The following is a 10,740-nucleotide window of genomic DNA, read 5'->3' on the forward strand; positions in this document are numbered from 1 at the left end:
CCGCGATCACCGGCCCCCGAGATCGCGGGCCGGCGATCGCCTTGAGCACCCATCAACCACACGAGCCCCGCCGAAACGGTCGAACGGTGCTCAAGGTCGACCGACCGGCGCACCTTGAGCACCCGTCAACCACCTTCCGGCCGCGCACGTGGTTGAACCGCGCTCAACGTCGTACCGGCTCGTGTGAAGGCTGGTTGCGGCCGGCCGGGGGTAAAAGAAACCCCGCCTGGTGAGGCAGGCGGGGTTGGGGGGTTAGAACTCGGAGCCGGCTGGGAGGTCCGGGGCGCTGGGGTCGTCGGGGTCGGACGGGCCGGCGGCTAGGCCTAGTTCGGCGGGGCTGGCTAGGGCCTTGTGCTGGGGGACTACTCGGACCGTGTAGCCGAAGGGGCCGGTGCGGTCCAGCTTCAGCTCGCCTTCGTAGCGGTGGCGGTTGCCTTCGTAGGTTTCGGCCAACGACAGGGTGGCGCGGACGGGGTCGGTGATTTCGTCGTTGGCGTCTACGCGGCCGTGGAGGACCTCTACGCAGATGTCGGTGGGCTCTAGGTCACCCAGTGCGGCGAAGGCGCGGACGCCGACGGTGGTACCTAGTTGCGGTACGTCGCCGAGGCCTTGAAGCTCCACGTGGTCGACGCGGATCTGCGGCCAGGCGGCGCGGACCTTCTTCTTCCACGCGGCGAGGTCGCGGGCGCCGTCGTACGTGGCGTTCAACGCACGGGACGAGAGTGCGGCCGGGACGTAGAGCTGCTCGACGTAGTCGCGGACCATGCGGGTCGCGAGGACCTTCGGGCCGAGTTCCTTGATGGTGTGCCGGAGCATTTCGATCCAGCGGCCGGGGACCTCGCCGTCGTAGAAGCGCGGGGCGACCTGCTTCTCGATCAGGTCGTAGAGCGCGTGTGCCTCGAGGTCGTCGCGGCGGTCGGTGTCCTCGATGCCTTCAGCCGACGGGATCGCCCAGCCGAACTCGTCGTCGTACCACTCGTCCCACCAGCCGTCGCGGATGGAGAGATTCAGCGCACCGTTCAGTGCCGCCTTCATGCCGGACGTGCCGCAGGCCTCGTACGGGCGGAGCGGGTTGTTCAGCCAGACGTCGCAGCCCGGGTACATCGGCTGCGCGAGCGCGATGTCGTAGTCGGGTACGAAGACGATGCGGTGCCGCACCTCGGGGTCGTCGGCGAAGCGGACCATCTCCTGGATGAGCTTCTTGCCGCCCTCGTCGTGCGGGTGCGACTTGCCGGCGATGACGATCTGGATCGGCCGGGTCGGGTGCAGCAGCATCGCCTTCAGGCGCGCGGGGTCGCGCAGCATCAGCGTCAGCCGCTTGTACGACGGGACGCGGCGCGCGAAGCCCATCGTCAGCACGTCGGGGTCGAGGATCTCGTCGACCCAGCCGAGCTCGGCGTCGCTGGCACCGCGGTTGATCCAGGACTGCCGGACCCGCGACCGGGTGTCGTCGATGAAGCGCTGGCGCAGGATCCGCTTGGTCTCCCAGATCTGCGCGTCGGTGGTCTTGTCGAGGCCGTCGAAGATGTCCTCGGACTCGGACCGGTCGGTCGTCGCCAGCGTCAGCTGGTTGATCTCGCGCGCGACCCAGGTCGGCGCGTGGACGCCGTTGGTGATCGACGTGATCGGTACGTCGGTGCTGTCGAAGCTCGGCCACAATCCGGCGAACATGCCGCGGCTGACCAGCCCGTGCAGCTTGGACACGCCGTTCGCGCGCTGCGCGAGACGCAGACCCATGATCGCCATGTTGAAGACGCCCGGGTCACCGCCCTCGAAGTCCTCGGCGCCGAGCTGCAGGATCCGGTCGATCGGCACGCCCTCGCCGAACGCGTCGGCCGAGAAGTGCTGCTGGATGAGCTCGACCGGGAACCGGTCGATACCGGCCGGGACCGGGGTGTGGGTGGTGAAGACGGTGCCACCGCGGTTGACCTCGAGCGCGGTGTCGAAGTCGAGGCCCTTGTCGGCGGCGAGTTCGCGGATCCGCTCGACGCCGAGGAAACCGGCGTGCCCCTCGTTGGTGTGGAACACCTCGGGCGCGGCATGTCCGGTGATCCGGCAGTACTCACGGACCGCGCGGACACCGCCGACCCCGAGGAGCAGTTCCTGGAGCAGCCGGTGCTCCGTCGTCCCGCCGTACAGCCGGTCGGTGACCTCGCGCTCGGCGGGCTCGTTCTCCTCGATGTCGGAGTCGAGCATCAGCAGCGGCACGCGGCCGACCTGGGCGACCCAGATCTGGGCGCGCAGCTCGCGCTCCTCGGGCAGCGTGATCGAGATGGTGGCCGGGGTGTCACCGTCGCGGAGCAGGCTGATCGGCATGCCGTCGGGGTCGACGAGCGGGTAGCGCTCCTGCTGCCAGCCCTCGCGGTTCAGCGACTGCGTGAAGTAACCGTGCCGGTACAGCAGGCCGACACCGATCAGCGGTACGCCGAGGTCACTCGCTGCCTTCAGGTGGTCACCGGCCAGGATGCCGAGACCGCCGGAGTACTGCGGCAGCACGTGGGTGATGCCGAATTCCGGGGAGAAGTAGGCCACCGAGCTCACCGGCGTACCGGCCTCGGCCTGGAACCACCGGGCGTCGGAGACGTACCCGTTCAGATCGGAGACGGCCAGCTCGAGCCGGCGCAGGAAGGCCGGGTCACTCGCCAGCTCGTCGAGCCGGGCCGCCGGAACCTCGCCGAGCAGCCGGACCGGATCACCGCCGGTACTGCGCCACAGCTGTGGATCCACGGCCTCGAAGACATCCTGCGTCTCCGGGTGCCAGGCCCAGCGCAGGTTGTTCACCAGGGTGCCGAGACCGGTCAGCGGCTCGGGCAGGACAGGGCGGACGGAGAATCGTCGTATCGCTCGCACCGGGACACCGTACCGGCCATCAGCTGGCAGAACACCCCCGGCATGCATCTTTTTTGCAACACGAGCAAGACTTTGCAGAGCTACGTCCGGTGACCGGTTGTTCACATCCCAGACAGTGGACCGAACCGTGACCCATGCTTGCGCGGTGTGGACGCTGGGAACCGATACGGTCAGGCTTGTAGTTCAACGATCACCCTAGAGAGCGAAGGTTCTGCCACGCCATGACTGGGCGCATCCCGATCACCGACGTCAGCCCGACCGTCGACGCCGGAGCGTATCCGGCCAAGGCCGCGGTCGGCGAGACCTTCACCATCGCGGCCACGGTGTTCCGCGAAGGCCACGATGCGGTGAATGCGAACGTCGTTCTGACGTCGCCGACGGGACAGACCAGACGGATGCTGATGACACCAGGTGCCCCGGGCACCGATCGCTGGAGTGTCGACGTCACCTTGCAGGAGCAGGGCGCGTGGACGTTCGCGGTCGAGGGCTGGAGCGATCCGTACGGGACGTGGCGGCACAACGCCGAGATCAAGATCCCGGCTGGTCTCGACGTCGAGCTGATGTTCGCCGAAGGAGCTGCCTTCTTCGATCGCGCGGCGGCCGGCGTACCGCCCGCCGTACGGGCTGATCGGGCCACGCTGGGCGATGCCGCGCAGGCGTTGTCGAACAGCGCACTGCCGCCGGAGGCACGGCTCGCCGCCGGCATCTCGCCGCAGGTGCGGGCCGCGCTCGGCCGCTACCCGGTGCGTGAGCTGATCACCTCGTCGGAGACCTACCCGGTGTGGGTCGACCGGGTCCGCGCGCTCTACGGCAGCTGGTACGAGTTCTTCCCGCGCTCCGAAGGCGCCGAGTACGACGAGGCCGCCGGCGAGTGGAAGTCCGGCACGCTGCGGACCGCCGCCGAGCGGCTCGAAGCGGTCGCGAAGATGGGCTTCGACATCCTCTACGTGCCGCCGATCCACCCGATCGGCACCGCGTTCCGCAAGGGCCCGAACAACACGCTCGACCCGAAGGAAGGCGACCCGGGGTCGCCGTGGGCGATCGGTTCCGAGGACGGCGGTCACGACGCCATCCACCCCGAGCTCGGCACCTTCGAGGACTTCGAGTACTTCGTCGGCCGCGCCCGCGAGGTCGGTCTCGAGGTCGCGATCGACCTGGCCCTGCAGGCTTCCCCGGACCACCCGTGGGTCAAGGAGCACCCGAAGTGGTTCTCGGTCCGCGCCGACGGTTCGATCGCGTACGCCGAGAACCCGCCGAAGAAGTACCAGGACATCTACCCGATCAACTTCGACAACGACCCCGAAGGCATCTACGCCGAGGTCCTGCGGATCGTGAAGCTGTGGATCGACAAGGGTGTCACGGTGTTCCGGGTCGACAACCCGCACACCAAGCCGGTGAACTTCTGGGAGTACCTGCTCGGCGAGATCCGCAAGACCGACCCGGACGTGGTGTTCCTGTCCGAGGCGTTCACCCGGCGGCCGATGATGCACGAGCTGGCCAAGGTCGGTTTCCACCAGTCGTACACCTACTTCACCTGGCGCAACGAGAAGTGGGAGCTCGAGGAGTACCTGGAGGAGCTGACCAAGGAGAGCGGCCACTTCCTGCGGCCGAACTTCTTCGTCAACACTCCGGACATCCTGACCGCCTACCTCCAGTACGGCGGCCCGGGCGCGTTCAAGATCCGCGCTGCGATCGCGGCGACCTCCTCACCCTCCTGGGGTGTCTACGCCGGGTACGAGTTGTTCGAGCACGTCGCCCTGCGGCCGGGCTCGGAGGAGTACCTGGACACCGAGAAGTTCCAGCTCCGCCCGCGGGACTGGGCCGCTGCGGACGCCGAGGGCCGGACACTCGCGCCGTACCTGACCTTGCTGAACACGGTCCGCCGCCGGCACCCGGCGCTGCAGCAACTGCGCAACCTGTCGCTGCACACGACCGACGACGAGGCGATCATGTGCTTCTCCAAGCGCACAACCGCCCCTGACGGCCACAGCGACACCGTGATCATCGTCGTCAACACCGACCCGCACGCGGTTCGCGAGACGGTCGTCCACCTCGACATGGCCGCGCTCGGCATGCGCCCCGAGGACACCTTCACCGTGTACGACGAGATCACCGGCGCGACCTGGCGTTGGGGTCAGCAGAACTACGTGAAGCTCGACCCGAACGGCGAGCCGGCCCACATCCTCGCCGTACGACGCGGTCAGGCCTGACCCCGCGGCGCTATCGCACGGCTCCTACGTCGCCGAGCTACGCGCCGCACCCCGCCCGCCCCCGCTCATCGCGGTCCATCCCCTCCCGGCTACCGCCGGGACCTGCGAGCTACCGCTCGCCACCGACAGCCCGGGTCGGCGCCTCTTCGGAGCGCCGACGGGCTGACGGGGGCTAGGTAGCTCCTGTGGTCCCGCCGAAGGCGTTTTCAGCGGGTCGAGGGGTCAGTTCAGTCGGCTGCGGAGACGAGTCCGGCGACCTCTTGGGCGCAACCCCAGCTGAGACTGACGCCCGCGCCGCTATGGCCGCAGTTGTGAATGATCAGAGTTCCAGTCGCCGACCGCTCAACCTCAAGACGAGCGGTCGGCCGTAGCCCAACTCGATGTTCCAGGATCGTGGTCTCGGCAAGCCTGGGCTCAAGCTTGACGCATCTGTCCACGATCGCTGTCGCGACCACGTCGGTGGCTAGCGCACCTGACTTCGGTCACCTTTGTCGCATTCGAAACGATGCACGGTGCCGGCCTGAGACGATGCGTGTCCGCGCGGGCCAACTGAGGCACAAACGAGGCCGGATACGCCCGGTGAACCGCCTCATCAGATCCGGGTGGGTGCGGCGCGCGGACCTGCCCCACTCACCAACCCGCTCCTGGACGGTCCGGCCAGGTCGCGCTGAGCGCGAACCGAGCAGGCTCCGCAGAGTTGGTGAGTGGGGGCGGTCCGCCCACCCCCTCCAACCCCTGTCCCGCCTCACTCCTCAGCACACTGGCTTCGCTCGACGCACCACCAGCAGCTCGCCTCGACTGCGAGGAGACTGTCGCCGGTAAACGATGGACAACCGCACGGAGGCCACACTCGACCGCCCACTCCCCACACTCACCGACCACACAGGTCCAAGGGCCACCCGGCTCCACCGCCTGATCGGCCGCACGCTGACCCGCGGGAACGTGACTTAACCACTGCCACCGACTGCACGGCTCAGGCACCAACCCAACGACCGAAGTCAGGACCTACCCGCCATCGTCGCCGGCCTTCCGGTCGAGGCAGGCGGCGGTCACCTCGCCGTCATCGGCAATGGTCGACTCCAGTCGGTGACTAGCGGACGATCTGGTAGCGGAGGTGGGTTACTCCGCTGCCCGCTTCGACTACTCGGTCGCGGTTCAGCGTGATTGGACCGCCGCCGAGCAGGTCGAAGAGGCGGACACCGCCACCGAGTAGTACCGGCACCAGGCTCACGTGGAGCTCGTCGAGCAGACCGACGGCCAACGCCTGCTGGGCTGCGGTAGCGCCGTGGACGCCGACAGTCTTGTCCCCTGCTATCGCTTTGGCCTGGGCGACTGCGCTCTCGATGCCGTCGGTGACGAAGGTGAACACATCCGGCGACTCGGCCGGCGGGTTGTGCGTGAGGACGAAGCACGGGGTCTGACCGGCCGGGCCGCCGTCACCCCAGCCGCCGTCGCCCACGCAGAAGTCGTACGAGCGGCGTCCCATCAGAATCGCGCCGACGCCGTCCGACATCTCCTGGATGACCGCCTCGTCCGCGGCGGTCGCGGTTTCTCCCAGCCAGTGGTGCAGTACTTCGCCGCCTTCGCCGAGCGGCTTCTCCCGACTGTCGTGCGGCCCGGTGACGAAACCGTCCAGTGACATCGACATCCCTGACGCAACCTTGCCCATCGCTCCTCCTCCTTTGAAGGTGTTTCGCTAAGCCTGTCGCTCGGGGCACCTTCCGGGGATCCGTGGTCACCACTGAACTGTGCGTTCGAAGGCCGCACCGATGCGATCCCACTGCGCTACCGCCTCATCCATCAACTGCTGATCGCCAGTGTGGCGGGCCTTAGCCCGGGTCAGACAGGCCGCAGCCCACTCGTTCTCGACGGCCGCCGCTTCAGCAGCCGCGATGCACTCGACCGCATCGGGTAGTCCGGCGACGACCGCCAACTCAGCCCCGGCGGCATGCGCGTAGGGCGACCACCACTTCTCCGGGAACGGCGCGAGCGCGGCATCCACCAGTGCGCGAGCGTCGTCGTACCGGCCGGTGTGTACGGCGATCCGCGCGTCGACGAACGCGGCCGGCGCGGCCAGCGAGAGCGAGTCGGCAGGGTTGTCGACATGCGCGATGCGTCGGGCCCGCACCCGCCATTCCTCGTACGCCGGTCCGTCGCCGCGCAGGCCGTGGACCATGGCAACGATCGCCGCAGCTGATGATGGCCAGTGGCCACGCAGTGAGGACAGCTCGGATTCCACGCCGTACGTGGCCGCACACAACCAGCCGTCCCAGAGGATGTCGGCTTGTTCGAGTGCCTCGTCGAATCGTCCGGTCAGCCCGTACAGCCGGATCAGTCGCGGCGCGACGATCGCCGGATGCGTGCCCGCCTCGGTGTCCCGGGCCGCGATCATCGCCGCGGCCGGTAGATCCCCCGCCGCGATGGCCGAGGTCGACGCGACGTGGAAGAGGTCGACCAACTCAGCCGCAACCGCGGGGTCGGACCGAGACGCCGTCGCGGCCAGCCGCAACCGTTCGTCGGACAGCCGGTGTGCCTGACGAAGATGACCCGCGTTGGCGAGCGCCGTACCCAACGCGTCCAACGCGCCCAGCACCAACGCCACATCCCCTGTACGCCGTGCCGCCGCGACCGCATTCCGCGACAACTCGAGATCTGGGTCGAGCGGATTCTCGCCCGACGCCCAGGCCCGCGCCATCGCCAGTACGGCGACGCACCGTTCGTCACGAGGATCCGCAAGAGCCGTCGCCTCGGCCAGCAACTCGACCAACCGCTCTCGCGGTACCGGCTCGGCGAACGACATCGAGAACCGCGTCGCCGCGATCACCGCCGAAGCGAGTGCGACTGCCCGCGCCGTACCCACGGCTCGATCACTTGCCTCCAGCAACAACCCGAACGCGGCCTCGTCGGCGCTGATCAGCGCGACGTCTGCTGCCGACTGCAGATCCGCCGCAGCTCGGTCCGGGTTCAGCTCCGCGGCCCGGACGTAGTGGTTGCGGGCAGCCACGACCTGACCGTGCACGAAGCTCAAGTGGGCAAGGGACTTGGCGAGGCGATAGCTGTCCGGCGTGGTGTGCGTCAGAGCGTTGCGCAGGTCGTCCGCGACTGCGGTGAAGTCAGTAGTCGCCTCAGCTGCGGTGTCCGCGGCCCAGCGCACGTAGCGCGGGATCAGGTCCTCGCCGCTCAGCTCCAGTTCGTGGGCGGCGACCGCTCGTACCGTCTCCAGCAGCGACCACCGTCCCCGATACACGATCAGACTGCGGTCAGCGAGCCGGCCGATCAGGTCGGCGACCGCACCGACCGACAGCTCCGGGCTGAGCGCAGCAGCGGCCGGTAGGTCGAAGCTTCCAACGAAGACTCCCAGGCGACGGAACAGCCTCCGCTCCTCGTCGTCCAGCAGGTCGAGGCTCCAACTGATCACGTCCTGGAGCGAGTGGTGCCGCTGGTCCGGACCGCGTCCGCCGGAGATCAGCCGCAAGAGGTCATCAAGCGCTGCCTCAATCCCGTCCACACCCAGCGATGCGGTGCGGGCAGCCACCAACTCGATGGCCAGCGGCATCCCGTCGAGCGCAGCACACAGTCGCTCAACAGCTGCGACATCGGAGACGGCCCCGGTAGCGCGCTCCAGAAACAGCTGCGGCGCAGAAGCACCGAGCGACGGCACCTCCACCAACCGCTCCCCCGGTACGGCGAGGCGTTCGCGGCTGGTGACGAGAATCCGCACCTGCGGGCACAGCCGGAGTATGCGGGCGACCAGCTCACCCACCTCACCAATCACGTGCTCGCAGTTGTCCAGCAACAGCAGTGCGCGCTCGGACCGCAGCCGCTCGATCACCGCATCAGTCGGCGTACCAGGTGGTCGCTCGACAACCCCCAGCGCCTGCGCGACCGCTTGACCGACTCCCCCGGCCCGCACCGGCACCAGGTCGACGAAGACCGCGTTCTGACCCGCGGCGACCTCGACAGCGAGCCGGGTCTTGCCCATCCCGCCAGACCCGACCAGACTCACCAGCCGCGCCGCACCGAGCGCTGCGGCGACCGCCGTACGCTCCTCTTCTCGCCCAACGAAAGACGTCGGAAAGACAGGCAGACCAGACACCGGCTCTTCAGCCAGTGCGGCCAGGCTGCGGCGATCCGGTACGCCGGCCTTGCGTAGCAGCGAGGCGACGTGGCTCTCGACCGTGCGGATGGACAGGTGCAACTGAGCCGCGATCTGCGCGTTCGACTGGTGCCCACGAATCGCGGCCAGCACCTCGGCTTCCCGCGCGGAAATCAGCTCCAGCCACTCCATCTTCGGCACTCTAATCTCCGTAGTGGCCACGGATGCCTGGAATGCCGCACCGGCCGAAGCTGGACGTATGACACCTCAAGAGACCGCGCACCGAGTCATCGCCGCCAACAACTACCTGACCCTCGCCACCGCAGACGGCGACGGACACCCGTGGGCCTCACCCGTCTTCTACACACCCGACGGTGACGACTTCTACTGGGTCTCGCGTCCGACCAGCACGCACTCCCGCAACCTGGCGGAGCGCCCCGAGGTCGCGATCGTCATCTACAACTCCCAGGTGCCCATAGGCGCAGCTGAGGCCGTCTACCTGACCGCGTACGCCGAACAGGTCGGCCCAGCGGACCTGTCCCGCTGCGCGCAGCTCTACAGCAGCCGGCTACCCGAACAAACTCGTTTCGAACCTGAGCGACTGCAGGCCCCAGCCGACTTCCGCCTCTACCGCGCCCGAGCGGTAGAAGCGTCCGTCCTGCTGAACGACGGCGGCCCCGATCTCCGGGTGCCGATCAGCCTGCGCGCAGACTCGTGATGGCCGGGTGCTGGTGGTCGGTGAGGCGGAACCCGGTACCGCGGACGGCGTCGATGGTGACCGTCGTACCGAGGTCGTCGAGTTTGCGCCGCAGGCGTTTCACCACCGAGTGGACGTCTGCGGTACCGCGGAGTTCGCGAGTACCCCAGACGGCCTGGTGGAGTGCGTCGTAGGTCCAGACCCGCACCGGTGCGGACATCAGCCGCGAGAGCAGGTCGTGCTCGAGTTCGGTGAGCTGGACCTCGCGACCGCGCCACCGGGCGACCGAACGAACCCGGTCGATGGTGAGTACGTCGGCCTCCGGCGAACCGTCCTGGCGCGCGGTCGACGTACTGTCGGCGGACTCTGGTTCGGGGGGCTCCGGATGTTCGGCCGGCGGCGGTTGCCGGCCGGGAACCAGGAGCTTGCGCAGTTCGTCGAGACTGGAGACGAGCAGCAGCGGCGCGACGTCGTCGATGAGCTCGGCGAGGCGGACACGCTGTTCGGGCGAGGCTGCTACTGCGATGAGCAGCGGGAACGGATGGGCGTCGGTCGTGGTCAGATCGACGTCCGCTGGGGCGGGGACACGGGCGGTGACCATCCCGTCACGATGTCAACCTCTGCCTCAGATCGTCAACGGATTGCCAATCTTTGACTACGTTGCCTCGATTGGCACGACCGTTAGTCACATCTTGCTCACCAACTGTGCTTGTGACCCGGTTCAGATGACACATAGGGTCCTCGACAGGCTCGCCGTGTCACACGCGGCGACCTGGGGGGCACGCAGCGTTCGTTCAACGATTCACCGCCAGGCCGAGCGCCTGCCCTCTGCGCACCACATGACTCGGGGGAGTCAACTCGGGGTCGTCACAGTGAGGGGCTGCGAA

At 68.2% G+C, this 10,740-nt stretch carries 7 protein-coding genes; 2 read left to right on the forward strand and 5 right to left on the reverse strand.

All coding sequences use genetic code 11. The features are described 5' to 3' along the window. Positions 1–252: 252 nt before the first annotated feature. Complete coding sequence (gene glgP / locus ACFTSF_RS24650) at positions 253–2,850, reverse strand: alpha-glucan family phosphorylase (protein ID WP_344155056.1); 2,598 nt, start codon at positions 2,848–2,850, stop codon at positions 253–255. Positions 2,851–3,071: 221 nt separating this feature from the next. Between glgP and ACFTSF_RS24655 the strand changes: the two genes are divergently transcribed. Further along, positions 3,072–5,060: a maltotransferase domain-containing protein gene (locus ACFTSF_RS24655; RefSeq protein ID WP_380155975.1), complete on the forward strand. Its 1,989-nt coding sequence runs from the start codon at positions 3,072–3,074 to the stop codon at positions 5,058–5,060. 227 nt (positions 5,061–5,287) lie between these two features. On the opposite strand, the gene ACFTSF_RS24660 is transcribed toward ACFTSF_RS24655, so the two are convergent. The 3 genes from ACFTSF_RS24660 to ACFTSF_RS24670 form a co-directional block, all read right to left on the reverse strand. Next, positions 5,288–5,515 carry an FAD-dependent oxidoreductase gene (locus ACFTSF_RS24660; protein ID WP_380155976.1) on the reverse strand — a complete coding sequence of 76 codons (228 nt, stop codon included), beginning with the start codon at positions 5,513–5,515 and terminating at the stop codon, positions 5,288–5,290. Between the two features lie 635 nt (positions 5,516–6,150). Next, entirely contained in the window at positions 6,151–6,729 is a 579-nt protein-coding gene (locus tag ACFTSF_RS24665) for a dihydrofolate reductase family protein (RefSeq protein WP_380155977.1), read from the reverse strand. A 66-nt stretch (positions 6,730–6,795) separates the two neighbouring features. Next, entirely contained in the window at positions 6,796–9,348 is a 2,553-nt protein-coding gene (locus tag ACFTSF_RS24670; RefSeq protein WP_380155978.1) for an ATP-binding protein, read from the reverse strand. 67 nt (positions 9,349–9,415) lie between these two features. On the opposite strand from ACFTSF_RS24670, the gene ACFTSF_RS24675 reads away from it, so the two are divergent. After that, positions 9,416–9,874: a pyridoxamine 5'-phosphate oxidase family protein gene (locus ACFTSF_RS24675; protein ID WP_380155979.1), complete on the forward strand. Its 459-nt coding sequence runs from the start codon at positions 9,416–9,418 to the stop codon at positions 9,872–9,874. On the opposite strand, the gene ACFTSF_RS24680 is transcribed toward ACFTSF_RS24675, so the two are convergent. Then, positions 9,852–10,454: a winged helix-turn-helix domain-containing protein gene (locus tag ACFTSF_RS24680; protein ID WP_344155023.1), complete on the reverse strand. Its 603-nt coding sequence runs from the start codon at positions 10,452–10,454 to the stop codon at positions 9,852–9,854. The two genes, ACFTSF_RS24675 and ACFTSF_RS24680, sit on opposite strands and share 23 nt — an antisense overlap. Positions 10,455–10,740 lie beyond the last annotated feature (286 nt).

The organism is Kribbella sp. NPDC056951 (assembly GCF_042674205.1).
Taxonomy (GTDB): domain Bacteria; phylum Actinomycetota; class Actinomycetes; order Propionibacteriales; family Kribbellaceae; genus Kribbella; species Kribbella yunnanensis.

What these genes read in the sequence shown, in the direction of transcription:
- ACFTSF_RS24680 (WP_344155023.1), bottom strand. Translation starts at nt 10,454, where the DNA reads ATGGTCACCGCCCGTGTCCCCGCCCCAGCGGACGTCGATCTGACCACG.
- ACFTSF_RS24665 (WP_380155977.1), bottom strand. Translation starts at nt 6,729, where the DNA reads ATGGGCAAGGTTGCGTCAGGGATGTCGATGTCACTGGACGGTTTCGTC.
- ACFTSF_RS24670 (WP_380155978.1), bottom strand. Translation starts at nt 9,348, where the DNA reads ATGGAGTGGCTGGAGCTGATTTCCGCGCGGGAAGCCGAGGTGCTGGCC.
- ACFTSF_RS24655 (WP_380155975.1), top strand. Translation starts at nt 3,072, where the DNA reads ATGACTGGGCGCATCCCGATCACCGACGTCAGCCCGACCGTCGACGCC.
- ACFTSF_RS24675 (WP_380155979.1), top strand. Translation starts at nt 9,416, where the DNA reads ATGACACCTCAAGAGACCGCGCACCGAGTCATCGCCGCCAACAACTAC.